Annotated in this window: 25 protein-coding genes and 2 pseudogenes; 12 read left to right on the forward strand and 15 right to left on the reverse strand. The window is 58.0% G+C overall.

The genetic code is table 11. From position 1 onward, the window contains the following. The first annotated feature begins 249 nt into the window (after nucleotides 1–249). Both J5278_RS24435 and J5278_RS24440 read left to right on the forward strand, forming a co-directional pair. A complete protein-coding gene (locus tag J5278_RS24435) occupies nucleotides 250–3,570 on the forward strand; it encodes an autotransporter domain-containing protein (protein WP_219258761.1) in 3,321 nt (1,106 codons plus the stop codon). 251 nt (nucleotides 3,571–3,821) lie between these two features. Beyond that, nucleotides 3,822–4,082 (forward strand): hypothetical protein, encoded by a 261-nt coding sequence (locus J5278_RS24440; protein WP_143123479.1) that lies wholly within the window; start codon nucleotides 3,822–3,824, stop codon nucleotides 4,080–4,082. A 209-nt stretch (nucleotides 4,083–4,291) separates the two neighbouring features. On the opposite strand, the gene J5278_RS24445 is transcribed toward J5278_RS24440, so the two are convergent. Then, a complete protein-coding gene (locus J5278_RS24445) occupies nucleotides 4,292–4,732 on the reverse strand; it encodes a MucR family transcriptional regulator (RefSeq protein ID WP_209186778.1) in 441 nt (146 codons plus the stop codon). 266 nt (nucleotides 4,733–4,998) lie between these two features. Between J5278_RS24445 and J5278_RS24450 the strand changes: the two genes are divergently transcribed. From J5278_RS24450 to J5278_RS24465, 4 genes are all read left to right on the forward strand, one after another. Continuing rightward, nucleotides 4,999–5,205, forward strand: a complete 207-nt coding sequence (locus tag J5278_RS24450) for a hypothetical protein (RefSeq protein ID WP_142832078.1) — start codon at nucleotides 4,999–5,001, stop codon at nucleotides 5,203–5,205. 69 nt (nucleotides 5,206–5,274) lie between these two features. Beyond that, a complete protein-coding gene (locus tag J5278_RS24455) occupies nucleotides 5,275–5,514 on the forward strand; it encodes a hypothetical protein (RefSeq protein WP_257623436.1) in 240 nt (79 codons plus the stop codon). Between the two features lie 1,038 nt (nucleotides 5,515–6,552). Then, entirely contained in the window at nucleotides 6,553–6,816 is a 264-nt protein-coding gene (locus J5278_RS24460) for a hypothetical protein (protein ID WP_142832076.1), read from the forward strand. A 2,117-nt stretch (nucleotides 6,817–8,933) separates the two neighbouring features. Next, nucleotides 8,934–9,965, forward strand: a complete 1,032-nt coding sequence (locus J5278_RS24465) for an NADP-dependent oxidoreductase (protein WP_219258762.1) — start codon at nucleotides 8,934–8,936, stop codon at nucleotides 9,963–9,965. Between the two features lie 500 nt (nucleotides 9,966–10,465). Here J5278_RS24465 and J5278_RS24470 read toward each other — a convergent pair whose 3' ends face one another. From J5278_RS24470 to J5278_RS24480, 3 genes are all read right to left on the reverse strand, one after another. Further along, a complete protein-coding gene (locus J5278_RS24470) occupies nucleotides 10,466–11,215 on the reverse strand; it encodes an SDR family NAD(P)-dependent oxidoreductase (protein ID WP_209186780.1) in 750 nt (249 codons plus the stop codon). Nucleotides 11,216–11,605: 390 nt separating this feature from the next. Beyond that, complete coding sequence (locus J5278_RS24475; protein WP_209186781.1) at nucleotides 11,606–11,986, reverse strand: helix-turn-helix transcriptional regulator; 381 nt, start codon at nucleotides 11,984–11,986, stop codon at nucleotides 11,606–11,608. 1,295 nt (nucleotides 11,987–13,281) lie between these two features. After that, nucleotides 13,282–13,422, reverse strand: a complete 141-nt coding sequence (locus J5278_RS24480) for a hypothetical protein (protein WP_209186782.1) — start codon at nucleotides 13,420–13,422, stop codon at nucleotides 13,282–13,284. A 773-nt stretch (nucleotides 13,423–14,195) separates the two neighbouring features. Here J5278_RS24480 and J5278_RS24485 point away from each other — a divergent pair. Together J5278_RS24485 and J5278_RS24490 are read left to right on the forward strand one after the other, a co-directional pair. Continuing rightward, nucleotides 14,196–14,756: a type IV toxin-antitoxin system AbiEi family antitoxin gene (locus J5278_RS24485; protein WP_209186783.1), complete on the forward strand. Its 561-nt coding sequence runs from the start codon at nucleotides 14,196–14,198 to the stop codon at nucleotides 14,754–14,756. Next, complete coding sequence (locus tag J5278_RS24490; protein WP_247749909.1) at nucleotides 14,756–15,385, forward strand: nucleotidyl transferase AbiEii/AbiGii toxin family protein; 630 nt, start codon at nucleotides 14,756–14,758, stop codon at nucleotides 15,383–15,385. The genes J5278_RS24485 and J5278_RS24490 overlap by 1 nt, the downstream gene beginning before the upstream one ends. 121 nt (nucleotides 15,386–15,506) lie before the next feature. Here the strand turns inward: J5278_RS24490 and J5278_RS24495 are convergent, their stop codons facing one another. Next, complete coding sequence (locus J5278_RS24495) at nucleotides 15,507–15,866, reverse strand: transcriptional regulator (protein WP_209186785.1); 360 nt, start codon at nucleotides 15,864–15,866, stop codon at nucleotides 15,507–15,509. Then, nucleotides 15,863–16,144 (reverse strand): annotated as a pseudogene (locus J5278_RS24500) (DUF6516 family protein). The gene J5278_RS24495 and the pseudogene J5278_RS24500 overlap by 4 nt, the downstream one beginning before the upstream one ends. A gap of 218 nt (nucleotides 16,145–16,362) precedes the next feature. On the opposite strand from J5278_RS24500, the gene J5278_RS24505 reads away from it, so the two are divergent. Beyond that, on the forward strand, nucleotides 16,363–16,659 hold the full coding sequence (locus tag J5278_RS24505) for a hypothetical protein (protein WP_209186787.1): 297 nt from the start codon (nucleotides 16,363–16,365) through the stop codon (nucleotides 16,657–16,659). A 284-nt stretch (nucleotides 16,660–16,943) separates the two neighbouring features. Here J5278_RS24505 and J5278_RS24510 read toward each other — a convergent pair whose 3' ends face one another. The 6 genes from J5278_RS24510 to J5278_RS24535 all read right to left on the reverse strand — a co-directional run bounded on the left by J5278_RS24510 (nucleotide 16,944) and on the right by J5278_RS24535 (nucleotide 20,621). Next, on the reverse strand, nucleotides 16,944–17,954 hold the full coding sequence (locus tag J5278_RS24510) for a glycoside hydrolase family 5 protein (protein WP_209186788.1): 1,011 nt from the start codon (nucleotides 17,952–17,954) through the stop codon (nucleotides 16,944–16,946). A 182-nt stretch (nucleotides 17,955–18,136) separates the two neighbouring features. Beyond that, nucleotides 18,137–18,298, reverse strand: coding sequence for a hypothetical protein (locus tag J5278_RS24515; protein WP_209186789.1), 162 nt, complete (start codon nucleotides 18,296–18,298; stop codon nucleotides 18,137–18,139). A 313-nt stretch (nucleotides 18,299–18,611) separates the two neighbouring features. After that, nucleotides 18,612–19,211, reverse strand: coding sequence for a zeta toxin family protein (locus J5278_RS24520; protein WP_209186790.1), 600 nt, complete (start codon nucleotides 19,209–19,211; stop codon nucleotides 18,612–18,614). A 6-nt stretch (nucleotides 19,212–19,217) separates the two neighbouring features. Next, nucleotides 19,218–19,466, reverse strand: a complete 249-nt coding sequence (locus tag J5278_RS24525) for a hypothetical protein (protein ID WP_209186791.1) — start codon at nucleotides 19,464–19,466, stop codon at nucleotides 19,218–19,220. 30 nt (nucleotides 19,467–19,496) lie between these two features. Further along, on the reverse strand, nucleotides 19,497–19,844 hold the full coding sequence (locus tag J5278_RS24530) for a hypothetical protein (protein WP_247749904.1): 348 nt from the start codon (nucleotides 19,842–19,844) through the stop codon (nucleotides 19,497–19,499). Nucleotides 19,845–20,132: 288 nt separating this feature from the next. Then, nucleotides 20,133–20,621 carry a nuclear transport factor 2 family protein gene (locus J5278_RS24535; RefSeq protein ID WP_209186792.1) on the reverse strand — a complete coding sequence of 163 codons (489 nt, stop codon included), beginning with the start codon at nucleotides 20,619–20,621 and terminating at the stop codon, nucleotides 20,133–20,135. 379 nt (nucleotides 20,622–21,000) lie between these two features. On the opposite strand from J5278_RS24535, the pseudogene J5278_RS31230 reads away from it, so the two are divergent. After that, a pseudogene (locus J5278_RS31230) lies at nucleotides 21,001–21,237 on the forward strand (IS66 family transposase); the annotation flags it as partial. 25 nt (nucleotides 21,238–21,262) lie between these two features. Here the strand turns inward: J5278_RS31230 and J5278_RS24545 are convergent. The 3 genes from J5278_RS24545 to J5278_RS24555 form a co-directional block, all read right to left on the reverse strand. Continuing rightward, nucleotides 21,263–21,490: a DUF6429 family protein gene (locus J5278_RS24545; RefSeq protein ID WP_209186807.1), complete on the reverse strand. Its 228-nt coding sequence runs from the start codon at nucleotides 21,488–21,490 to the stop codon at nucleotides 21,263–21,265. Nucleotides 21,491–21,693: 203 nt separating this feature from the next. Further along, nucleotides 21,694–23,325, reverse strand: a complete 1,632-nt coding sequence (locus tag J5278_RS24550) for an FAD-dependent oxidoreductase (RefSeq protein ID WP_209186808.1) — start codon at nucleotides 23,323–23,325, stop codon at nucleotides 21,694–21,696. Nucleotides 23,326–23,492: 167 nt separating this feature from the next. After that, nucleotides 23,493–23,738, reverse strand: coding sequence for a hypothetical protein (locus J5278_RS24555; RefSeq protein WP_209186794.1), 246 nt, complete (start codon nucleotides 23,736–23,738; stop codon nucleotides 23,493–23,495). Between the two features lie 176 nt (nucleotides 23,739–23,914). Between J5278_RS24555 and J5278_RS24560 the strand changes: the two genes are divergently transcribed. Beyond that, nucleotides 23,915–24,145 (forward strand): helix-turn-helix transcriptional regulator, encoded by a 231-nt coding sequence (locus tag J5278_RS24560; RefSeq protein WP_209186795.1) that lies wholly within the window; start codon nucleotides 23,915–23,917, stop codon nucleotides 24,143–24,145. Continuing rightward, a complete protein-coding gene (locus tag J5278_RS24565) occupies nucleotides 24,142–25,404 on the forward strand; it encodes a type II toxin-antitoxin system HipA family toxin (RefSeq protein WP_209186796.1) in 1,263 nt (420 codons plus the stop codon). The genes J5278_RS24560 and J5278_RS24565 overlap by 4 nt, the downstream gene beginning before the upstream one ends. The last annotated feature ends 312 nt before the right edge of the window (nucleotides 25,405–25,716 follow it).

The following is a 25,716-nucleotide window of genomic DNA, read 5'->3' on the forward strand; positions in this document are numbered from 1 at the left end:
CTTTTCTTCTGTTGACAACGACAAATAGTAATACAAGACTGGTGACGGCGAATATGTCATTCGACCGAGGATCTAAACGTTAATTGTCTTTTATCTTTTATGCTTAATAACCGGTTAGCAGAAGATTGCCTTTCGATGGAACATGACTTGTACAGCAAACCATTTTTTAAAACTTTATTGGCCTCCATCACGTTGCTGACCGCCGCTATGGGTCCCGCCGCCGCCGACTCCTTGTCTTGGAGCGGCGCTGTGGATACTGATTGGACGAAGGACGGCAACTGGCTGAACGGAGGCGCTGCGGGCCACGCACCTCAGGCCGGCGACAGTGTCGATATCGACACGCCAGCTTCTGCCATCATTTACAATAATCTCGGAGCGCCGATCCCGAATATTGCCGGGCTGACGGTCGGCAATGGTGCAAGCGGCAATCTCACCATCAACAATGCACTTACTTCCACGACGGCAAATCTTGGTGCCGGAGCCACGGCCAACGGCAGCGTGACCGTCTCCGGCTCGCTTGGGCGTTGGAGCAATGGCGATCTGACGGTCGGTAATGCCGGACTTGGCATTGTGACGATCACGGCCGCTGGCGGCTACAGCGGCAGCGGTGCGGCGACCATCGCGGCGGATAGCGGCAGTTCCGGGACCATCGGGGTGAGCGGTGGAAGTTCCTATTTCCAGACGAGCGGCCCCTTCGTCATCGGCAAGGCAGGCGCTGGCCGCTTCGAGGTGGTCACCGGCGCCGCAGCATCCACCGCCGAGACGACCATCGCACAGGTTGCAGGGGCTACAGGCACGGTCAATATTGCCGGCGGCGGCACCACCTGGACGGCCGGCGATCTCACGGTCGGCGATGGTGGCCTCGGTACCGTCTCCATCTCAACCGGAGCCACTGTATCGGTCGACAGCACCGTCATTGGCAGTCTTGCCGGCAGCGACGGCAGCACGGTCGGTCTCAGCGGCAGCGGCAGCGCCTTCGACACACACGGTTCACTGATCGTCGGCCAGGCGGGCGATGCCAGTCTGACAATCTTTTCTGGCGCCACCGTCTCCAGCGGCAGCGCCGTCATTGGTGCTCATGCCAACGGCTCGGTCCGTGTCGGCGGCCTTGGGTCCGTCTGGACGTCCGGAGCGCTCTTTATTGGCGGTGACGGCGGCGGCGTCACTGGCCGCGGCAACGGCACGCTCGACATCAGCGGCGCTGGTCAAGTCGAGAGCAGCTCGGCGACCCTGGGATATGCAGGCGGGGATAGCGGCATAGTCACTGTCGACGGTGGCGGCACGCAATGGGATGTCACAAATTCGGTGATCGTCGGCCGAAGCGGCAGCGGCCTTACAAAAATCACCAATGCCGGGACTGTCCAATCGAATGGGCTCGTTCTGGGTGACAGTTTCAATGGCAGCGGCACTGTCCTTGTGACTGGCGCCGGCAGCACCTGGCGCGACGACGGTGACCTCATCGTCGGGGGCGCCGGCACCGGTGCGCTGCAAGTCACTCTGGGCGGCACGCTCAGCGCCTCGTCGACGACGATCGGCCGAGATGCCGGCTCGACCGGCAAGGTGACTGTTACCGGCGACGGCTCGACCTTTTCGACCGCAGGCAGCCTGACCATCGGCGATGCCAGCACCGGCACCGTGACTGTTGCCGATGGCGGGACGATCTCTGCTGGCAGCATTACCATCGCCGCACAGGCGGGCTCGACCGGCACCTTGAATGTCGGCTCCACGCTGGGCCAGACCGCCGCCGGTGCAGCAACGCTCGACACCAGTGCCATCCACTTCGGCGCTGGCAGCGGCACCCTCGTTTTCAATTTCGGCGGTCCGGCCTACACGCTTTCGGCGTCTGTTGACGGCAATGGCGCCATGGATGTTGCCGACGGCAGCGTGTCCTTGACCAGCGATTCCAGCAGTTTTTCCGGGATCACCACCGTCTCAGGCGGAAGGCTGGCGGTAAACGGCCTGCTTGGCGGCACGATGCTCGTCAACAGCGGCGTCCTGTCAGGCACCGGCACCGTCGGAACGACGTCCGTCGCATCGGGCGCCACCATTGCGCCCGGCAGCGGCGTCGGAATCCTCACGGTCGCCGGCGATCTGACGTTCGCCAGCGGCGCTCTCTACACTGTCGACGTCGATGGGACGGGAAGCGACCTGATCAAGGTGAGCGGCACGGCGAGGCTCGTGAGCGGGGCTGCGGTGAGCCTTGGCGATACTAGCGGCCTGCGGGCTGGCAAGACTTACACCGTTCTCTCGGCGAGCCGCGGCGTTATCGGCACGTTCGGCGCCGTCGCCTCGTCTGCCGCCTTCGTCGATACGACGCTCGGCTACGATACAGACGATGTCACCCTGACGCTCACCCGCAACACTGTCGCCTTTGCCTCAACCGCCAGGACCGTTAACCAGCGCTCCGCCGCTGAGGGCGTGGAAAGTCTGGGCGGTGATAATTCGCTTTACCAGTCTGTCGAAACGCTGAGTGCCGAGCAGGCGCGCAATGCTTTTGTTCAGCTGGCCGGCGCGCTGCATGGCGCGTTGACCACCGCCACTTTTGACAACAGCCGCTTCGTGCGCACCATTGGCATCGACCGCCTGCGCAGTGCCTTTGACGGCGTTGGCGCGGCCAGCGGGAGCGTCTTTGTGCTCGGAGGTCCGCCCGGCGGCGCAAGCAGCGCTCTCGGCTATGGCGAAACGCAGAGCACCACGCCCGCGGCACAGGCTGCCGCGGCTATCCTTGCCGATCCCTATAGTGCGCGGGCTGTCGGTTGGGGCCAGGCCTATGGCGGCTGGGGTAGGACGGACGGCGACGCCAACGCCGCCGGTATCAAGGATTCGGTCGGGGGCGTGGCAATCGGCGCGGATGCCCCGTTCCGCGAGACAACATGGCGGATCGGTGTGATGGGCGGCTATAGCAAAGGCAATTTCGATCAGGCCAACGGCAGCGCGTCCGGTAGCAGCGACAATTACGATGTCGGGGTCTATGGCGGCAACCAGTGGGGCCCGCTGGCCTTGCGCGTCGGCGCGCTCTACGAGAGGCAGTCGATCGCAACGGAGCGAAACGTCGAATTTTCTGGCTTTTCACAGAGTTTGGCGGCCGACTACGACGCAGCAACGGCGCAGATCTACGGCGAGCTCGGCTACCGCATCGATGCCGGCAGACTGGCCTTCGAACCTTTCGCCAATGCCGCCTATGTTCATCAGCACAGTGACGCTTTCAACGAGACCGGCGGGTCGGCCGCCTTGACCAGCGCTGCCGAGAACGCGGGGGTTACTTTTACCACGCTAGGCCTTCGCTCCTCAACCGGGTTCGCGCTGGCCGGTCTTGACGCTACGGCGCGCAGTTCTGTTGGCTGGCGCCATGCTTACGGCGATACGACGACGCAGTCTTCCTTCCACTTTGCCGGCGGCGACGATTTCACCACCGTCGGCACGGCGCTCGACAAAGATAGCCTAGTCCTCGACGCCGGCCTAGATTTCGCCGCCGCCCAGGCATCGACCATCGGCATCACCTATAGCGGCCAATATGGCAGCGGCAGCCTCAGCCAGACGGTCAAGGCCAATCTGGCTGTCAGGTTCTAGCTGGCGAAAGACCACCTGGCTGCGGGATCATGGCGGACGATGATGTTTAGCCACGGGCCACTGTGACCCGAATAGGACGGTCCGATGTGGAGAGAACCAGCGTCCATGGGGAAGTCTCCCCTTGTTTTGTTCGGTGATTCAAGGCCAACTTCGTTGCGAAGTTGGAACCGAAGCGCTTACAACGAGGCGAAGGCGTTTGACAGGCAGAAGACAGGGCCTCCATCTTTGAAGCAATCGAAATGGGAGAATTTATGAAAAAGATCTTGCTGGCCGTTGTCTTGGTGTTGTCCGCCGCGAGCGCGAATGCCGCCGATACATGCAAGTCAAAGGCGATCGACAAGAATGGAAAGCCGCTGGCCGGCGCGGCTCTGACCTCGTCGCTGAAGAAGTGCACCAACGAGGCTGCTGCTGCCTGCGATAGCTCTGCCAAGGATAAAAATGGCAAACCGCTGGCCGGCGCTGCAAAGTCCTCATACACCAAGAAATGCGTCAGCGATGCTGTCGGAGGCTAGTAAGGCGTCCGCAAACACGATGCAAGAGACTTCAGTGCGCCTGATGACCAGGGTCGGTCCTTAGCTCTGATCCGGCGCTTTCTTCGTTGACGCGGCCGTAAGGCTATCAGGCGTGCAGTATCGGATTGCCGTTCTACGCAGGTGACCGCTCGACCGCCGTTGAGCTTTCGAAATAAGAAAGGCTACAGCTTCGCTGCGCGCCCGCACGACTAGAGCCCTTTCAATTTCGGGCGTCGCCCTTTTTGACCCAGGCCGAGTTCCCGAGCGATTTTCGAGCGCGCTTGCGAATAGAGGGGGGCAACCATCGGATAGTTCCCGGGCAACATCCATTTCCCTCTATAATCTTCGGGCGATATCGAATGGTGCATCGCCAGATGACGCTTCAGTGATTTGAAGTCGCCACCGCATTCCAGGCAGGTGATGTGGTCCTTATGGACCGACTTTTGCACGGAAACGGCCGGTTTTTGTGCTTCGACCTGCGGCGCTGGCAATACCACCAGCGAGCAGCTGTCGAGCGCACGATAAACAGCGGTGATCAGATTTGACATATCTGTCACTGGGACGACGTGCTTGCGCACGTAGCTGGAAACAATTTGGGCGACAAGATCGGCCAGGGACTTCGGCGTCGCAAGCGGGGCAGGGTGGCTCATAACAGGTCGTCGGGTGTGGCGTAATACGCACACCTGCAACCAATTCGGCGTCGTGAATATGCCATGTTTCCCTCGCGATTTCGTTGGTTGAGAAAAAACGTCGATCACATAATCAATATTTCATTAGAAAACAGCCACTTAAAAAATCCACTCTAAGTAGCTGTGCCAGTATCGTACATGATGCAGGACTATTCTGAGTCACAATTCGTGATTTGAACAAATAGTCGCCTGTGTGATTCTCGTATTGTAACAAAACGGAGAGAGAAGTGGAAAACTTAAATTTCGATGAGCGACTCGAAGATGATGTAACGAATACTGACTGCCGAACAGAAGTGTACAAGTTCATGTCAGAACTTATTGCAAAGTTAGGAGGCAGGGGTTGGTCTGAAGTTGAAATTACAGTCGCGTTGGCTGATGCCGCGGATGAGCACGTCATGCTGCTGGCGAAGTCCAAACGTGGTGCATCCCACTAGCATAAAGACGGGATTTTAACCTTACCTGGTAAGCTTAACAAAGGCTTTCGGTTGCAAGAGCCAAGGGCTGTGCCATCATCCGGCATGACCTTTTTTCATCCGCCCAAGTTTAGCGTCGATCAAAAGGAGCGTTCGGTAGAATGTGCGGCCATGTGCAAACGGGCACTCACCGCATTCATCCGTGACGCGGTGGAGGCTGGATGGCGCGAGCAGGAGGCGGCTCTTTTCTTCGCCGACGCCTCTGACGATTACGTTGCCTATCTGGCAGCGACGCCCAACCGAAAGTGGGTGGCGGCAAACTCAAACTGACAGGGGAAGCGCTGCGCCCGCAGAGCGAGATGCCGCGCTACAGAGAATATCGACAAGTGTTCCTACTTCGACACCTGGATCGCTTTTTTCGAGCTGCGCAACAGCACTGGAAGACGTGCCGGCGGGGCTGCGAGACCAGACACAGAGATGCCGCGCCGCAGGGATGCGTTGCGCATGTTGTGCCCCAGTCTTTCAAGCGCCGATTTGGACTTTGGCGAAGCCAACATAAATCTCCGTGCATGACCGACATGGCTTCGATGTCAGTCATTTTATGATGAATGAGTCGATTTCTCAAATGAGACGAGGTGATGGCTGAGGCGGTGCAAACAGGGGCAATGGGTTAGGTGGGCGACGTACTGCATCTCACCCGCGCAAACGCCTGATCGGTGGCCCCCCAGTATCGATACGATCAGGGCAGAGTAACCCTGCCAAAATTGTGCTCGTTTCGGTGAACGCCCCCGGGCTGTTGTAGGTGGGTGCAGCACGATGAAGTGATCTTGCTCTAACGCCGCGCAACCGCAGAGGTTCGTGGGATCCTACCCTTTCTTCGGTCCAACCGTGCCACATTGCTCCCCACCACAGTGGGTTAGGGTGCTAGGTAAAGAGCGCCAAAGATTGAAGAACATACCTGAAGGAGCGCGCCGCATGACACCATCGCTACGGCTACCCATCCAATGCGCTTGTACAGAACTCGCCGCTTGTTAAGTGCGAGCCGAGTTTCGTTCCTCAAAGAGCCAACGACGAACTCCATTCCGTTCGGCGTGACAATTTCGAACGGCACGCCGAACCGAAATAATAAGATCGCGCCTACCCATGCTAAAACGACCCCAACCGAGTTCAATATTGCCAACAGCATGATGACCTCCTTTTAATTTGAAGTCATATGTCAGGTTCATAAAGGGCCGCAAGCCATTTCCAATTGTGACTAGGGCGCCAGGAAACGAAGCCAGAGGTGGAGTTGCCCCATAAAAACCGGACAGGATCAGATTTCTGTTTGACGGTCTAATCCGGCAGGCTAACGGCCAGCAGTTCGACCAGATGGCCCTTGGCGAAGAGAAGGCCGGTCCATCCTATTTCGAGAGCGATGGCGGTCATGAGCCCCGGCTATCGGCTTCCAGCCGAGCCACGATCTTTGCCATCCTGCGGCAGAAGAGGGCCAGTCTCGACCAGCTACAGGCCGCTTTCGGCTCTGATGATCCGATCGATTTCCTGCACGCGCTGCTAGGTCACCGGTCCCTTCCCAACAGGGCGACGACTGTCTTCATCACCGATTTGCTGGGAAAGCTGTACTCTCAAGGCTGAGTAAATGGCCCAAAGAAGTGATCAGGGCGTGCATCCTCTGCGTACTTAGAATGAACCATCTGACGGAAAGCTGGCGATTTGATTGAGGAGCCTCGACCAGCGCTCGGCCTCCTCCTTTGGCAGCTTCCAAAAGACGAAGAACCTGCCATCGACCTCAATTTCAGCCGGACCGGCGGTTCTGGCATCAATCACATGCCAAGATCCGTCTTCATGCGGCGATAGATGATACCTTGAGAGGCTATCCATTGTCCGAGTATACCATCGCTACAACCTTTTAGTCAGGGTGATGGGTGGAAAGCACCAAAGATTGAAGAGTATACCTGAAGCAGCGCGCCGGATGACACCATCGCTAGGGCTACCCATCCAATACGCTTGTACAGAACTCGCCGCTTATTAAGTTCGAGCCGAGTTTCGTTGCTCAGAGAGCCAACAACGAACCCCATTCCGTTCGGCGTGACAATTTCGAATGGCACGCCAAACCGAAATAATACGATGACGCCTACCCATGCTGAAACGACCCCAACCGAGTTCAATATTGCCAAAAGCATGAAGACCTCCTTGAGTTCCGGGACCAGACCTTACGAAAAAAACCTTGAACTCCGTCATGGCGTTCAAGGTTTTCAGTTACATGTCAGTACTTTTCGGTCCGGTCATGTCGGCCAATCACGGACAGCCTGTCGGTAACGTCTCAATATGAAACGAAACTGAAAAGCGGTAGTAACTTCATTGGGCGCCGACTATATTTCAATCCGACCACTATCTTTTCCACCACACCAGCCACGACGTGATCAGGGTGATGGGTTAAAGATCAGCTTCATCATCAATCATTTGTTCCGGGTCGGAAACAACCTGACCAAGCGACCTTTGCCACAGCGCCTCAACCTTTGTAGTCTGCTCTGGCGTAGGTTCTCGCCCATTAAGAGCCCGAACCCAATCTTGATGAAGACGCTCCGCCTGATCTGCCGACAGATCGTTTATGCGCTTCTAGGTCACATGAGAGCCTTTGTGATCGGGGCGGGGCTGCCAGAATAGAGGGATTCGGAGTGGATGGCGTTGAACTGTCTGTAACTTGCAACCCCCATTAAAAGGGTTTGTATGGCCCGTACATTCGTTCGAGAAAGTCCATGCTCGACTTTACGTTGCATTCAAGCCTGTCGTTCACACATTTCACCGAATAATTTTCGCTGTAAATTATACAGCCGAAACCAACGAGAAAGAAAACACACATTGCAACCACCATCCACTTTTGCTCGTTATTCAGTTTCGCCATTTGTTTCTCCATTTAACGAGAGTTGGTGGGGGGAGCTCGCGAAGACCAAGTGCTATATATGATTGGGGGGATGGGCCCAGTCTTGCCCACGCTGCACTGCTATTGTCCGACCGAACAGTCGTTAAATAGAACTACGAACGGCAAGAAGACCATACAGGGGAGCAACCCGTTCGAGACATACGGAAAAAGACGCTGGCGAATTTTGCTTTCACCGGCTCTGTGCTTGCGAATAGGGCCGAATGGTCCTTCCCCCTTTGCTCGGAAGTAACGGTATCCTATCAACGTCCAAATCAAGAGTTCGAAGCTTACGACCGATGCCCCAGCAAAAAGACGGTTAGGAAAGCTTACTGTACAGGCAACAAGGCTGCGTCCGAGATCCTGCCCAGTGCTTATGTAAAAAGCCAGTTCCACCGGCAGCAGCGAGAGACCAATTACCAGCATAAACAGAACCGCTAACCCTCTGCCGTTTGAGTAATTGGAATATTTCATAACATAAATTTCGAAAGCATATCTAACCTGCTTGAACACCACATTCAACCTTGATGATCAATCCATAGGTGGCGTCGAAAAACAGCCATTCCTTTTGGAAAGCGGGCGAGGGCTCGCTAATTGTTATCAGCAGCAGTATAGCTGGCATGCGTCAGTCCCCGTTTTTTTCCAAGACCATGGACGATGGCCTCGAATGCCAACGCCTCTGTGGCGTCATTGAATCCGATTGCAAATGTCCCTTTGTTTAAAAGTGGCATGACCGTCAAATACCCCCAACGGCGATACCGCGGCATAATGACAACATACACTGCAACTGCCCCTTTAAATATGCGCCAACCTCCGGAGAGACGAAACAACCATGACAACAATCCAACGCGTGGTCCTTGCAAGCAGGCCCAAAGGCGCTCCCACCTCCGAGAACTTCCGACTGGAGAGCGCCGAGCTTGCCGACGCTGCCGAAGGCGAGGTCACACTCAAGGTTCTTTACCTCTCGCTGGATCCTTATATACGCGGCCGGATGAGCGACGCCAAATCCTACGCGGCTCCCACTCCTGTCGATGGCACCATGGAGGGTGAGACCGTTTGCGAGGTGGCGCGCTCCCGGCATGCCGACTTCAAGCCCGGAGACATCGTGAGTTCCCGTACCGGATGGTGCACGGGTGCCGTGATGAGAGCCGACGCGATCCGCCATGTCGACACGAAAGGCGCACCCATCAGCACCGCGATCGGCGTCCTTGGAATGCCGGGCTTTACGGCCTATTCCGGCATGAAGGTCATCGGTCGCCCCAAAGAGGGGGAGACCGTCGTGGTCGCTGCCGCATCGGGTCCGGTTGGCTCCATGGTCGGACAGCTCGCAAAGTTGGCAGGCGCGCGGGTTGTCGGCATCGTCGGCGGACAGCAGAAACTGGAATACGTCCGCGACGGGCTGGGCTTCAACGCAGTCGTCGATCACCGTTCAAAGGATTTCAAGACGGACCTGGAGCTTGCCTGCCCGAAGGGCATCGACGTCTATTTCGAGAATGTCGGCGGACCTGTCTGGGAGGCGGTCATGCCACTTCTGAACATGTATGCGCGCGTTCCGGTTTGCGGTCTGGTGGCCAACTACAATGGAGCGGCGGCTTCAGAGCAAGACAATGTGCCGGCGATGATGTCGGCCATCCTGAGACGGAGCCTGCTGATCCGTGGGTTTATCCAGACCGAGTTCGTCGTCGAACATTATGCGGCGTTCGAGGCCGAGATCGGTCCCATGGTTAACTCCGGTCGGATCAAGTATCGCGAAGACGTCGTCGAAGGACTGGAGAACGCTCCCGAGGCATTGATCGGGATGCTGCAGGGGAAGAATTTCGGCAAGCTGCTGGTAAAGGTGGCAGACCGATCGTCGAAGGGGTGACTGGCGCTTGCGGCAAGCCTCAAATCAGACCAGGAAAGACATCTAAGGGGACCGACAGGTTCCCGCCGCTAGCCTCCATAGGATCATCTCCCACGGTCAGCCAGCTTTGGGCTTCCTGCCCGGTCTCAGTGTTGCCTGGTGCTCCAACGACACTCACTTTGATAGCCAGCCAACCCGGATCGACGGAATTGTTCAAGAGCTGCGGACAGCGGCGGCCAACCGTTGGTGCCAATGCGGCGATCTACAGTTCGGTTACCGCCTAGGCTCGAGACGAATGTCTTGCCGTCCCATCGATCGTCGGAGGTCGACATCTCGACCTCCGCCCCGAGACAGTGCTGGCAATAGCGTTCCAACGGTGTCCTTGACCCAGACCCTGGAGCGGCATCACAGCTAGCGGTAGGCATCGCTGATCGCCTTGGTTCCGAATGCCTGGCGGCGCGCAATGCGCACTGAATAAGGAGCGCTGCGGCCTCCTACGACAGACGCAACCATCAGAGCGGTCACACCATCCTCATCGACATCCCACCGTCGATAACGATGGTCTCTCCGGTCATGAACTCATTGCCGATAAGCTGGACGATGACGTCGGCGACATCCTCGGGCCTACCTTCACGCTTCAATGGGATCCGGTTTGCAATGTTGTTCGCTTTCGCGATGTCGGTCATGCCGTCTTGAAACGGTGTCCGGATAATTCCGGGCGCAACGCAGTTCACCCGGATCCCCTCGGCGGCGTGGTCGCGCGCAAGCGCGCGGGTCATCTGAATGAGGGCGGCCTTGACGACCTGATAGGCGGTGTTGCCCGGACATCCACGCAGAGCAGCCGCTGACGAGAGGAGAACCACCGCGCCGCCCCGCGCGGCCAACGAAGGGTGTGCTGCCCGGAACAGATGGAAGGCGGAGTGGACATGGACGTCGAAGGCGTCGGTCCAGTTTTCGGCAGGCATATCGACGGCAGCGCCAGGGGCCGGGCCGCCGGCACAATGGACGACGCTGTCGATCCGGCCGAATTCGGACATGGCCATCGAACAAATTGCGTTGGATGCTTCCGGATCCCGCATGTCCCCCGTAACGTGCAGGACGCGGATGCCAACTTTCTCACCCTCGGCAACCAGCTCCGCAAATCGCGCGCTGGCAGTTCGCGAGTTGATGACCAGGTTCGCGCCCCTGCCAATCAGTTCCCTGGCCGTCGCATAGCCGATCCCCGAGGTACCCCCGGTAACGATCGACGTCGTTCCTCTGATGTCCAGCATGCTTTCTCACCCTAGCGTAATGACACGAATTCGGTCTTCCATTCCAAAGGCCATATTCCGGATTGTTGCCCTCAAGACGTGAACTTGCGTCCACTGAGCGAAGCTGCGCCCTTGCAGCTGTCCGATATATCTGGATCTCGGAGGCGATCATAGGCAAAAACCCCTTGCGACGACGGCAACCGCGTCACGCATGTTGCCCGACTGGCCGGAGGCGTGGAGGAGCCGCCTTTGAGCGGTAAGGTCTGCTGTAGCGCGAAGGCGCGAGGGTTTTCGATCAGGCGGGATCATACGAAAAGGCGAAAAACTGGCGCGGTCCGGCCTGCGTGAAGCGCAATTGGCCAACGGGCGTCAGCCTCTCACCAAGTGCGACATGAGCGGCAAAATCTGGCATCAAAAGGCTGCGCCATCTGGGTCAATGACATCCCTTTCGTCTTCTTTCGTCTCATGATCCTGCGTTTCCCGCCTGCGGAGTTTCGCGGCAAAGGATTTTCCGCGTTTCGGCAACTGTTCGGCGGCCAACGCCAGACCCTGATCGTCCTTGCGTATGTCAAGGAGGTCGGCCAGGCGCTCGACGAGCCCCATGGCGACGAGAACATCGGCAAGCGTACCGATGCCGACACCCCTATCGCCTTTTTCAAGCCTTGCGACGGTACTGGGAGACGTGCCGGCGCGAGCTGCGAGATCAGACACGGTGATGCCGCGGCGTAAACGTGCGTTGCGCAGGTCGTACCCCAGTCTTTCAAGCGCCGATTTGGACTTTGGCGAGGCCAACGCAATTCTCCGCATATGACCGATATAGCTTTATTATCAGTCATATATGATATTTACTACCCTCTTCAAGCGAGAGGAGATGATAGCTGAGGCGGTATAGACAGGGGCAATGCCAAATCACATGGGCAACGTGCTGCAACTCACCTTCGAAAACGCCAGGCGGTTGCGATAAACCCCTCCTGCATCGGTGCGATCAGGCGGACGGGATAGGTAGGCGGATGATCGTTCTCACGGCCGGACACCTCGACGGAGGTGGCGAGATCGCGATGTTACGATGAGAGTGCAAATCTTCTCAAGCCAGCCTTACCCTGCCAAAATGGCGATTGGTTCGGTGGACACCGCGGGACTGGGGATAGAGGCTTTAACAGGTGAGTTGAGTTAAGTGGGCGAATGGACACCGTTCACAAAGATCAACGCATCCCTTGAGGCGGTCTTCATCGACGAGAACGGACGGGGCTCTGGCGTGCGTCGATGGAAACCCCCACATATGATCCACGTCAACCGGTGCGCCTCCACAAAGAAACCCATGTGGTGGGCGTTCGATCGGGTACATACCACGCGAGTGTGTGCGATTGTATCGTCGCCGTTGGAACGCCCCTGCCGCCTGGGGAGGGTGTGGCAAGCCTTTTTCTGTTAAGCCACGCTCAACAAAATCGTGACTTGCAACAACACAAAGTATCCGTGACTATTAGCTTGCTGGCCCTGGAGTGTCGTTTCGCTCCGCGTGACCCCCCTAGCAATCCGGAGGCCAGCACCCCCCGCTCTGCAGGCATTGATGAGGGCCAAGGGCCGACGAATAACGTCCAACTCGGCCCACCAAGCCCCTACGTCTGTCACCACCGGATCAAACACGACTGTTTATATGCAGAGTTGCGATGACCGAAAATCGCGAGGCTTATGGGACGCAAGGAAGCCGCAGATTTTTGAGGTCGACGACAATCGGCGCGATGATCGCACCCACTGAGGTCAGCAGCAACCTCCTGTAGGGAAGTCCTGGATACGGGGCCGCGAGATTGGGACAATCTTCAAACCCCTTTGTCTGGACGCTTCCACGAGATGGCTCGCTGGGCGCCGCACGGTGGGGCTTCTGCGGGCGGTTTTGATCGTGACAGTCGCGTTGAAGCCGCAAGCTTATTCCATTCCTTTGCAGCGTGGCAGGACGAGACGAGGGCAAGATTTCGCTCAATTGCCGCCTCTTTCAGATGCCTAAACTCTTGGAAATACACGGCACTGGCGGCTGGGTCGTGGCGTTGCACGGCAACATAGCCGGAACGGTGAAACGCCACCAACACCTCTTAAAGCTCCGGCCGTTCGGGGGCGGGGCGCCCAACGTCTGGCGACTTCTCCAGCCGCTGGAATTGCCGCTCGATGGCCCGGCCGGCGCGTTGGGCTGCTTCCGGTGTCTTGGCTGCCAGGAGGCGACGGCTCCGCTCCAAGCCTTGGACCGCGCCTTCCGTGATGATGACTTATGGCACTCGGGCGCCGCCTGTTCGTCATCGGTGCCCCAGGTGCTTAGCCAGTTACCGACTTCCGTGACGGTCAAGTGTGGGCCGGTTTCCTGACAGGCCTTCCGGGACGCCAAAGCTTCCTGCTGGACGCGCGTTTTGAGGCCGTCATCGATGTTAAGCAACGTTGCCACGCCTTTGACCCTCCTATCACCTGGTAATGCCTGGTGATAACACGTCCCTGCTTGCCTGCTGTCTATTTATCTAGAGCGCGCCGATCGGTTCGACCGGAGTCCTGTCCCAAGCAAGAATGCTGGCAAACACAGCAGGATGCTCATTAGCCGCAGGCACTTTTATCTACACGCCCGAGTGTCTCGATCGGAAACTGATACGCGCTGGACCTCAATTGAGCTTAAATGAACATCTAAGGATTATTAAAATTTTCGCGTTAAAAGACATTTAGTGGTACATAACGCGAATATTTTATCGGAGCGACGCGAACCATGGGTACGAACTTATCTAAGGTGATTGATGACTTTGAACGCTCGGGTAAGCTAAACGTACGAGCGCCCGACCTGCGGGCTGCGCTTCCTGGCGTTACCGACGAGGGACTGCGTAAGGCCATACTCCGTCAACAGCGGCTGGGTCGCCTCGCGGGAATCTCTCGAGGTTCGTCACATTGGTTGATCGTCCCTCTACAAAATGCCGCGATGGGAGCGCCTCCACTCGAATCCTGGCTACATTAATATTTGAACAAGACACTCATGACGCCGTACTACGTGGCAATGCTCAGTGCGGCAGAACTCTACGGGGTCTCTCCATATGCCATTATGGTGACTCAGGTCATGGTGCCGGAGCGACGGCGAGCCGTGGCAGTCGGCCGTCATCGAGTTGAATTCCAAACGCGATCGCGATTGGATGAAATGCCGACTGGATGGCACGAGACATCAGACGGGCGCTTCAAGGTCAGTACACCGGAGCTGACGGTCCTCGATATAATACAGCACGAGAGCATGCTGGGCGGCATTCCCCGGGTGCGGGAGGTTCTGCATGGCATGTGGATGCACTGCTCAAAGGATGCGGTCGCCAAAACTCTCGACGCCGTGAACAATGTGTCTCTCGCTCAGCGCCTCGGAGCCTTGATGGAAATGGATGGGCAGGACGAGCTGTCACTGCCTGTTGAGCGTTGGCTCAAGAAGCGGCCTCTGCAGATCGTTCCATTGACTGGAGGCAGACAGACGGTTGACAATAAGTCTGTGTCGCAATTCGTGGACCATAGATTTAAAGTGCGGATCGCTGCAAATATCGGGAATGCAAACGCGTGATGATCCAATCCCATCTGACCGCCTGGCAGAACTATGCACCGTGGCCCAAACCCAGCCAGGTCGAGCAAGACCTCCGTCTAGCGCGCGGGGTCGCCGCGATCTTCGCTGATCCCATACTGCGGGAATCTCTGGCAATGCGCGGTGGTACGGTCCTTCACAAAGCGCATCTCGCTCCTGCCGCGCGATATTCTGAAGACATCGATCTAGTTCTCGTCAAGCCCATGGATCAACAAACCTTGGACGAACATCTCAGGCGAGTTCTCACCCCCGAACTCGGTCGGCCATCCAACTCTTTGATAGGAAATGCGCGGCTGGCAATCCGAAATGCGATGCGCCCGTCGAAGATACTTCGCACTGCCTACGGGTTTGTGCCGCTGGGATTGAACCGTGAACAGATTATCAAAGTTGAGGTCAACCTCAATGAAAGCGCCTCACTCTATCCGTTGGTGGACGTGCAGGTGGCCAAACTGGACGACGACGGCGATATGGTGCACGCAACTGTACGTTCCTACGATATCGACGAAATGCTGGGCACCAAGACAAGAGCGCTTATCAGGCCGAGCGTAGATCGGCACGTGGAGAGACGACTAGGAGGACGAGCCGCACTCAAACGAAAAAGCCCATCTTAGATCTACTGCTGACGGTTTCTGACGCGGCGACGATCTATCGATCCGTCGAAGCGACCGCCCTGCGCAGCATTGCACCCCACCGGGTTCGATGCCCAGGCGCCTGCTCAAGATGGCGGCTGGATCAGGCAGCCGCCTGCACGTCGAACTCGAAATGAATCCGGTCATAGGGAAAGTCCACGCCGGCCGCCGCGCGATCAATGACGCCGGCAATCACGAGTGTCGTCACATCCTTGTGGACGGCTTGCACATCGCGGCCGACACGGCGGGCGACCTCCCGGATCGCCAGCGGTCCTTGTCCTGCCAGCGTTTTTACGATCGCCAGCCGCGACGGGGCAAGAACCCGGTGCATGTCATCGTAACTGGCAAAATTAATCGAGGGCGTGACAGGTTCGGCCGAGCCCTCCAGCGCCTCGCGTCCCGCGTTGACAAACCGGGCCTTGGCATCGGACATCGTGCCGAGCCTGACAATCAAAGTCCTCATGCCAGTATCCTTTCCATGTCCGCCTGAAAGGCATCGAACAGCGCTTCCAGATCTGTGAACTCTATCTTTTCTTCAAGTCCGCCAATGGGGCGATGCTCACCCTTGCCACGCTCATTGTCGTATCGAAGGACGCACTCTCCATCCGCGACGAGCGCCAGCCGGTATTTGAACGGGTGGATGCTTTAAAGGACCGGCGCTGGCAAACGCCAGAGAACGACCTTGAAAAAGGCCTTGTCATTGACGACGGTTCCGGCTTTCTCACGCAGCACGGCATTCATGTTGTTGTTATTGATAAAAATGCTTTCCGTTGTTGTCAAGAACAACAGTTTGCGGCGGGGTTCGATGCCACGGCGCGCGCTTCCGGGGTGACGGAAACATGAAGGAATGGTCGTGACAGCTGCGATTTCCGCTTCTTTTGCGCCATCATCGCTTTTCTGCGATCCAAAATCGGCACCTGGGCCGCTTCGGTCCCGTCCATCCAGGCCATCGTATAGGTATGCTGGCAGATCCGTTGCATCTTGTCGGCCAAGCGGCTGCGTCGACCAAGCGACTGACCTTGCTGGCTCACGCTGCCTTCGAGGCAGGAATTGTTCCCGCCAAGGTGGGGTTCGATGCGAGCGCTGACAGTCTGCATGTCGGTCATCTTCCTCCGATCATGACGCTACGGCTGCTTCAGCGGGCCGGCCACAAGTCGGACAACCTGATTGGTGGCGGAACCACGGTATCGGCGACCCGATTTCGGAACCAAGTCGGCCACCTGGAGCGAAAAAAACAATTTCGACGTCGAATTTGAAGGCCTGATGGAAGGCGCGTCCGACGAGGGTGAAGCCTGATAACCCGGTCGAAAACCCCTGATAGTTGCCATCCGTGCCGACGCATCCGCAACGGCGTTTCGCTCACCGACACCATGCCCCTGTCGCCAGGGGACAGGCCTTTGACGGTGGCTCAAGCAGCGGCCTCGCCGCTGAAACCGGCGCTCGTTGAGGCTCGAGCGGTCAATATTCTGGCTTGATTAGGACCTGGCTCTGCCGCCGCTATGGCGATCCGTTTCGGCCGGACGGCGATGACAGCGGCTCGTCACGGGCGTATCGTCGTCTTTGGTATGAGAGCGTCATAGAGTGGCTCTATCCAGTGCCGATTAGCGATATCGTAGGCGCTGAAACTGCTCTCGAACTGCCAATACGACCATGCGAAGTGGTCGCTTTCCGCCGTTCGAGCCACAGCCGAAGTCCAGGCAACCCTAGCCGCCATATCGGCCTTGTCGTAGCTGCCGAATTCGCCAAGGAGGATGGGACGATCATGGGCTTTCGACCAGGCAGCGATGGTCGAAAAATTCCGCACTATCGTCTGGTGATCGGCGTCGGTACCCCATGGCACACCGATCAGCCGCTCGCGGCTCGGGACGGTCCATGTCGCGCCCTGGTGCGTGAAGGGGAAAGGGTCATAGTAGTGGACGGTCACGATGATGTTTCGATCGGTGGTCGGCAGGACCAGCGCGTCCAGGGAATGGAAATTGTTTGAGTTGGCCGGTCCAATCACCACGCCGCGCGTCGGGTTCGTCTGCCGGATGAGTGCGAGCGTCTCTGAAAGCAGTCCGTTCCAGAGGTCCGGTGTCATTGCCCTGTTGGGCTCGTTCAGAATCTCGAAGAGGACGGACGCCGGAGCATTCCGGTAGCGAGGCGCTATCTGCCGCCAAAACGCAAGGAGCTTGGTGCGGCATTCGTCGACATCTCTGCCGCAGAATTGGAAATCATGCTCATCCAGAATGACCAGCAGGCCAGCCTCGGTCGCGTGCTCGATAACGGAATCGAGCGTTTCGAGCCATTTCGGATCGAGTTTGTCCGCAGCATCCATGTGTGTGAAGGCTTGGAGGTTGACCCGGATGTGCTGGAAGCCGCTAGCGTGGAGCATCTTGTCGTCGCCTGGCTGGAAATGCGCCTTGCTCGGGTCTTTCCAGATGGGGTCGTAGCCAAGGACATTGATGCCTCGCCCCAGCTGCTGGACCAGTTGGTCGGCATGTCCGGCCTGACCGGCGACGATGTTGCCCGCGGATGTGGCAAGAAGAACCAAAGCGAGAAAAATCCGCATGTGCTTTTCCTTGCGATCGGCCGCCCATTTCGATGGCAGATGCCGGATTCTGACGCCGGCCGCGATTGTCTGGCCATGCGATCTCACGTCGGCGTTTCACTCACGTACGATATCGGGACATCTCGACTAGATCAGGGCGGGACGCCTCAATGTCTCACTCGAAATCTGGCGGGCGGTGTGCCTCAGTTGGGTTTCGTTGGCGGATCCCAAAGCTCATCGGCCTTGCCCTCCACGAACCGCCAGCTGTCGAACCAGGTCGTGGTGTAGGACTTCGAAGGGGCTTTTGCGTCCTTCACCTCTCCTGGATAGCTGACGGCGACGACCGAGACGATCTTCGTTTTCATCTTGTCGGGAATGGCAGACGGCTGCGTGTTGAGGACTTTGGTGAAGTCGTCGATAACGCTTTGGCGACCGGAGACGGCCGAGCAGGGACGCGATCGCGTGTATTGGGCCCGTCTCAGACCGCTAGCGACAGCTATCGGCGACCTGCCGCAATTGAATGCTCTGGTGGCAGCCTTCCGTGTTGCGAACGGGAAGGGTGGATTGATCGCTACGAGCTTCGACGGATGGGGAAATGCAATTCTTCCTTCCCTGCAACCCCGTCTTCGCTGCCTGGGATGTGGAAACAAGCAAGCAAACCGCTGGATTCTAGGGCAGCTACCGCGTTGATCGATTTTCTTCCACATCCTCAACGATGTCGAGGAGCCTGTCGTGCAATTCTGAACCCTCGTAATGGGCCTGAATGGCTTTGCTGTTTTCCATCGTTGCAACGATCACGGGCTTTCTACGGGAATTATCGATGAGAACGGCTTCATCGACCACATGAAGGGCTCGGGGTAGGTTTTCAAACGCCGCTTCGTAGCGTCGGATGATTGCCTCCTCTGGAATGTCGTGACCGCCGTCGGCTACGCGAAACCGCACGCGCTCGACGTTCCGCGTCGCGGTATCCAGGCATACGAAGATCATGTTGACCAGGAAGCCAGCTTCTTTGGCTCGCTCGATGACCTTGATCGAATGCTCGCTGCTGAGAGTGGTTTCGAAAACGAAATCTGCCTTCGTGGCAATCAACTGGTTAATGCGCGTGATCGCTATCCGGCCAGCCTTTACCCGGTTTGCGCTTTCTGCCAACCCTTGAGGCAAGCTCTTCTGGATTTCGTCCGTGTTCACGAAATCGCCAGCGGGACGATACTTCTCATATATGGAGGATTTACCGGAGCCGTTGGGACCCGCCAAAATCGTGCATATCGGCTTTGGCATGGAGAGCTAACCAGCCGCTCTCTTCTTCCTGCCCCTACCGAGGTTTGTCCGCAAATGCGCGCGCTTCATGTCACGAAGCTTGCGAATTTCGGTTCTAGAAGGGAGAGGGGTAGGCGTGGGAGGGAAATCGAACGTCTCTCCTTCGATGGCTGGTTGCCAGGACGGAACGACGCCGAGGACTTCGCCGCGCTTTTCAGCGTCGGAGCCGATTTCCTCGATAGCTTTCCATCGTTCTTTGAGCGATTCCAGCAGCATTCAATACCCTTAGTTCAATCCGAGACGACCTTAGCAGCTGTCGGCCTTAAACTCCATCGTCTTCGACGACGCGATAAACGTCCGCATTGCCCTGCTTTTCCGAAGGCCCTTGAAAGCCGCATACCTCCGTTTCTGGTCAGTGGTCCACGCACGATACTCGATTTCGGCAATAAGGATAGGCGCGATCCACACTACTTTGCGCTTGTCGGAGGATGGAAGTGGCGGCTGCTTCTTTTTCCATGGCAGCCGATCGATGGAGGTCCTCAGATCTACAGCCTGTCGCTCATCAAATCTGGTTTCCACGCTGCCCACGCAGACCAGGTCGTCGCCTCGATACGCCGCCAGTAGCAAGGAGCCAAATCCGCCGCGTGCGGACATGACGGTTCGTAGCCCACAATTGAGCTCGACCCGATCGCCGCTCCGGCCGCTGAGGTCAGCTTGCGCGAGGCGATCGTCCTTGCGGTTTTCGACATCCGATCACAACGGGCGTGGTCCAGTCGCATGAGGCGGAGAGACCGGCCCTGCTCGACCTCCCGGATCGCCAGCGGTCCCTGGCCACACGATCTCACGTCGGCGTTTTAACTCACAAACGATATCTGGACATCTCGACCAGATTCAGGTCTGGCCCCCTCAGTGTCTCGCTCGAAAACTGACGGGCGGTGTGCCTCAGTTGGGTTTCGTTGCCGGATCCCAATGCTCATCGGCCTTGCCGTCCACGAACCGCCAGCTGTCGAACCAGGTCGTGGTGTAGGACTTCGAAGGGTCCTTTGCATCCTTCACCTCCCTGGGATAGCTGACGGTGACGATATCGCCTTCGGCGACGACCGAGACGATCTTCGTTTTCATCTTGTCGGGAATGGCAGACGGCTGCCTGTTGAGGACTTTGGTGAAGTAGTCGATGACGCCCTGGCGGCCGGAGACAGCGTTCGGGTTGTGCTGGAGGTAGCGCGCGGTCAGGTATTTGTCCGCCATCTCCCAATGATTGGCCTCGAGCAGCACCTTCACAATGTTGTAGGCAGCCTGCTTGTTGGTGTTCAATTTCGGGTCGCTGCTCGTAAACAGCGCGTCCGGGTTGTCGGTGCCCACGACGGCCTCCTGTGCTGAAACGGTGTGTGCCAGGCCCATGATGGCTGCAGCAATGAGAAAGCGCTTCATGTCAAACTCCGGTCAGTTATCAACGTCACGGCACATTATAGGTGGCCGGATCGCTCGAAAAGTAGGCATGTTGCCCACCCATAGGAAGCAATCAGTAACCGAGCCTGGAATTTCCCCTTCGAAGCGGTCCGGTGCAACGCTGTTGGGAGATGTCACTCGTTTACGACTTACCTGTTCTGTCCAAGCCCTCTCCACATAAGGGTCCAACGATCTTCTGGGCTACGGCGACCCGGTCCGTGCGCCATTCCACGTCCTCGGTCGTCAACTGGTAGCGGGAGGAGGAGTGTGCCTCGACGCAGGCGCAGGACAGCAGCTCGAAACGGCGACGCCCCACGCAAGGCTCCTGTGCCATTCGGCGATCGTCCCTCCCACGCGTCCTGACGATGGCCGTATCGCTTACGGAACACCGCCGCTCAGCGCGCGCTGCGCGGTATCGCATTGAGACGAAATGCATGGCTCGCCGCTTCTGATCACGCCGGTCGGCGGGCAGGTCTCATGTCCAGATTGACCGCCAGGGCGACAATGAACCCTGTCGATCCGCAGCCCTGGCTTTCAGACGAGCTTGCCCGCCCCGCCGACCATCCCCACCAGCCGGGCCGACGAGCTGCTGCGCTGACACTGGAAGGCGGAAAGATCCACTATCACGGGGGCGACGTAAACAGCGTTTGAAACAGCTGCTTTGAGCGCTCCACGCCCTCATCCGTCAAGATCACTGACTTCGCCTTGTTGACCGGGTCCCCGATCATCCCCTTCTTGAACAGCCGATCCATCGTGCCCCAGTCAAAACCCTTCCAAGCACGACCCTCATGCAGCGTTAGCCACAGCAGCGCCAAGACCGCGTTGTCAATTTTATCTTCGTCTATATCCATCGGGGAATGATAGCCAAAGCCGGCTTGCTTGAAAACCAGTCTGGCTGCCGCCTCCGCCCCATACTTGCCATCCCCTCCCGGGTCCCGCTTCGGGAGCACACGGGAAACAGGATGCTGATCCACCGATCTGAGCCATCCCTGATGCGGTCCGTCCTCGCACCGACGCCGACGATGACGGTCATCAGAGGAACCATCGAGGCTTCTTACTTCATCGCGGCCAGGGCGGCGTGTATCTGGGCAACGACAGCCGCGCCTTCTCCCACGGCGGCGGCAACCCGTTTGGTGGATCCGGCTCTGACGTCTCCTATTGCAAAGACGTTGGGCAGGCTCGTCTCAAGCGGGAATGCCGCCCGCCCGCCGGCAGCATCGGAAAACCTGCCGGTGCAGATGAAGCCGTGTTCATCTGTCTCGACATGGTTGCGGACCCACGCCGCGTTCGGATCCGCGCCGATGAAGAGGAACATATGCCGCATGGATATTCGACGTTCACGGGCGGTCTGCCTGTCTTTCAGGATTGCCCCGCATAGGAGACGCTCGCTATCGGCTTCGAGCCCAACCACCTCGCACGTCGTATGGATCTCGACGTTCGGCAGGGCGGCGATCCGGTCGATGAGATAGCTTGACATCGTCTCTTCGAGCTTCCGCCTGACGATCAGGCACAGCTTCTTGACCTGTGGCGCAAGGAAGACAACCGCCTGGCCGGCGGAGTTCCCTCCGCCAATGAGGGCGATTTCCTCGCCGGCGCATAGCCGCGCTTCGATGGCGGACGCCCAGTAAGAGATGCCGGCGCCCTCAAAGCTGTCGATGCCTGAGATGTCCGGACGACGATAGCGCGCACCGGATGCAATGACGATGGTTCGGGCAGCAACGGTACGGCCGTCCGTCAATGTAAGGGCATGGAGCGCGCCCGGACCCGATTTCGGAACCAAGTCGGCCACCTGCAGCGGAAAGGCAATCTCGACGCCGAATTTGAGGGCCTGATTGAAGGCCCGCCCGGCGAGGGCGAAGCCTGAGATGCCGGTCGGGAACCCCAGATAGTTCTCGATCCTTGCGGACGCACCCGCCTGGCCACCCGCGGCCCGTTCGTCGAGGACGATGACGCTCAGGCCTTCCGATGCGGCGTAGACGGACGCGGCAAGACCCGCGGGGCCGGCGCCGACAATCGCCACGTCATAGACCATGCCTTCCTTGAGATCGGGCGTGATGCCGAGACACAGGGCAGCGTCGCCATCCGTCGGGTTTCTGAGGACGGTTCCATTGGGGCAGACCATGAGCGGCAGCTCCGAGGCAAGGATGCCCAAGCGTTCGACCAATGCGCGCCCTTCCGTGTCTAAGGTGGCGTCGAGCGTGACATAGGGGAAGGCCACACGCGACAGAAATCCCTCGAGCCTTGTCAGTGACGGTTGGCCGGGCGTGCCGACGAGCACGGACCCCGAGCCTCCGGCACTTATCAGCGCCACGCGGCGAAGGATGAAGGCGCGCATGATCAATTCGCCGATGTCCGCCGACCCGATGACCAGCGCACGCAGATGCGCTCCATCGAAGGCAACCGCACTGCACCCATCGGGACCAGCTTTGCCATCTACCAATATAGGACGGCCCGAAAGCTGGCTGACTTCGCCCGATATCTGCCCGGTGCGATGCGTTGTGAACTGCGCGCGCCGCGTCAGGCCATCATGGCGAAACGTCTCGATCGCTCCGTCAAGGACGAGCCAGGCGGGCACGTTGTGGTCACCGACCGAGAAGACTTGTTCGCCGGGCGCGAACCGTGTTGGCTCGCCGATGGAGAAACGCTTTGCCGTCTCCATCTGTAGCGGCGAGAGCACAGGAAGCATCTGATATTCACGGGAGCTGAAATCGGTCGTCACACGCCTCTCCTCAAGGTTTGAGCGGGTCACGATCGACCCTAGGTAGACATGGAAAGCCTGCCGAATTCCAAGAGGTTCAGCAGCTTAACCCCCGTCTGGGGCGAAGACCCCATTTTATAAAATCAATGGCGTAGTCAAAGTCGGCGTTCCGCCTTTTCCGGGCCTTTTCCGCCAATACTTTCCCGGTCGTCTTGCGTCCAGGGAGGCGCGCAGGGAGCCGGAAAAACGAAGCGAGCGAGGAGACAGAGCGTCTTGATTGGTTTTAGGGTGAAATGAAGCGTAGGGCCATTCCAAATTCCATTCCAACTGAAGAACGGGAATTGCGAAAGTTTCATCCGGGCGTCGCGCGCCGATGATGTGAAACTCGATGATTTAGCCATTCAGTGTCTCCCCTTGCTTCGACTAGGCTTGCGGCTACTATGTTTATAAATCGAAATATTCCCGATCGGGAATTTCTGGCGGACGGGTATGCTAAATTTGAGCGGAATTTCCCGATCGGGAATATGCTGTAGACAAAAGGCCGATTTTCTTGCTATTTTCCCGATCGGGAAATAAAATGGCAAAACAAGTTAGCAGTCCAGCCGAGATCGGCGCCCTGATCCGCAGCACACGCAAGGCGCAAAACTTGCGGCAGGACGAGCTTGCTGGCGTTTCTGGCGTCGGCCTGCGGTTTATCGTCGATCTCGAAGCCGGCAAACCGACAGCACAGATCGGAAAGGTCTTGCAGGTTTTACAAACGCTCGGTTGTTCGATTGATATTCTAGCCCCAGGTGAACGTAGAAAATGACGGTAAGGGTCCTTAACGTCTGGTGGAATGGTCGCATTGTCGGACAGTTCACCCAAGATCAGCACGGCGACATTGGCTTCGCCTACGCCGAAGCTTGGCTTGAGGACGAAAAGGCACTTCCGCTTTCTGTCTCCCTACCGAAGCGTCCAGAGCGTTTCTCTCGCCGTGAATGCCGCCCATTTTTTGGCGGCCTACTGCCAGAGGAAAGCCAGCGTCTGGTTGCGGCGCAGGCGTTGGGTGTTTCACCTGCCAACGACTTCGCCCTTCTTGATCGCTTGGGCGGCGACGTCGCCGGCGCGCTTCAACTTTTGCCCGAAGACCAGGAACCGATTGGAGGGGGCCTGATTGCCGATCGGCAAACAGCAGCTCTCGATGAGGTCGGAATCGTCCGGATACTGGACGCACTTCCGACGAGGCCGCTCTTGGCCGGCCAGGAAGGCTTGAGGCTATCGCTTGCGGGCGCCCAATCAAAAGCTCCAGTTGTTCTCATCGATGGCCAAGTCGCACTTCCCTTACCAGGCCAGGCGACGACGCACATCTTGAAGCCACCGATTGCGCGCTTTCCAGGGACGACTGAGAATGAAGCCTTCGCGATGAGGCTTGCTGCCGCAATCGGGCTCGACGTTGCTCCCGTCGACCCGAGGTCCGCGAATGGTCGCCCTTTCCTTTTGGTCAACAGATACGATCGCCACCACGATGGCGACGGTGTGGTTCTCCGCATCCATCAGGAAGACTTCTGCCAAGCGCTGGGTGTGCCACCTGAAACAAAGTATGCAAGCGAGGGGGGGCCGACCTTCAAGGATTGCTTCGAGCTGTTGCGTCGGGTCTCTGCGCGGCCGGGCACGGACATCGCTAAGCTTTTGGACGCTGCGATTTTCAATCTCGTCATCGGAAATGCGGATGCTCACGGTAAGAATTTCTCGATCCTCTATGACCATTCTGGACCTAGGATGGCTCCGCTGTACGACCTGCTTTCCACCGTGGCCTATCCAGATCTTTCCCCTAAATTGGCTATGCGGATCGGCAAACGCGCGACGCTTGCTGACATGGACGCTGATGGCTGGCAGGCTTTCTCGAAGGAGACAGGTGTCAGCTTACCTTTAGTGCGCCGTCGGGTGAAAGAACTGACTGATGCCACAGGGGACGCGATCCCCCGGTTATTGGAAGATATGTCCCCACTTGCCGCAGACCCTGTGTCGTTAAATCGCGTAGCGGCTTTGATCGCAGACCGTGCCAAACTCGTGGCCCTGAGCATTTAACTCAACAGCGCCAAGCACCTCTGCCGATATAATTTAAATATTGAGGTGTAGCCCGGCTCAAAGGACTGCAGCGTTTATGGCGTCGGCCAGTCGAGGATCGACGCCCTGACCGCTGCAGATGGTCTGTACATCCCCGACAAGGGCCTGGGAGTGCGATTTCCGTCGGTCCCTGAAGCTGCTCGTTAGCAGGTCATGCGTTACGCGTCCGGTCGATGGTCAATCGGGTGAGAAGAGAACGCAAGCATGTCCATGGCTCGCGGTACCAATGGCAGTTATTCAACCCACTTTAAGGGGTTGAATAACGTGATAAGT

Origin of the sequence: Rhizobium sp. B21/90, from assembly GCF_019355815.1 — a bacterium.
Taxonomy (GTDB): Bacteria; Pseudomonadota; Alphaproteobacteria; order Rhizobiales; family Rhizobiaceae; genus Rhizobium; species Rhizobium rhododendri.